Source organism: Methanobrevibacter cuticularis (genome assembly GCF_001639285.1).
Lineage (GTDB): Archaea > Methanobacteriota > Methanobacteria > Methanobacteriales > Methanobacteriaceae > Methanobaculum > Methanobaculum cuticulare.
In genome coordinates this window covers 1-552 of the sequence record NZ_LWMW01000076.1, presented here as the reverse complement: position 1 = coordinate 552, position 552 = coordinate 1, and the positions used below count along the sequence as shown (strand labels likewise).

1 protein-coding gene is annotated in these 552 nt (G+C 23.4%); it reads right to left on the bottom strand.

Going from position 1 to position 552, the window contains the following annotated elements; all coding sequences use genetic code 11:
- On the bottom strand, window positions 1–473 hold a 473-nt coding region (locus MBCUT_RS11215; RefSeq protein ID WP_169805371.1), incomplete at its 3' end, for a hypothetical protein.
- Between the last annotated feature and the right edge of the window lie 79 nt (window positions 474–552).

Sequence of the window (552 nt, the reverse complement as noted above, 5' to 3'; positions counted from 1 at the left end):
ACTAATTTTATATTAAGAATTTTTGCAATTGTTTTTCCAATTTTAGCTATATGTGTTTTAGCATTATCCAAAACAATCACGATTCTTTTTTCATTTTCAAACATCTCTTTCCAATCTCCTTCTTTTAATTCTTTTTCAAACTGATAAAGAAGACTTTTTTCACTTTGAGTCTTCCCACGTTTAAAATTCTCTCTTTTAAATAGTTTTTCATCAATAATTTCATCATTTAAATCTTTTAAATCCAATAAATTAATTAATTTCTCTTGATTAGATATAAATTCATCGAAACCATCGATTTCCATTTTTTTTAAACCATCTTCCAAAATTTTCACTTTCTTTTCAATTAATTCTTCTTCAATAACATCTTTTTTCACGGATTTCCTGTCAAATTTTTTATTTCGAATTGATTTGAGATTATTGGTATATTCATCTATTAATAACTGTAATTTAGCTGTATTTTCTTTAGATTCCATGTTATTAATTCTTATTTCACAATAAAAAGTTGATAGATCAAAAGTTCGTGCAGTTCTTTTAAATTTTATTAAAGAATTG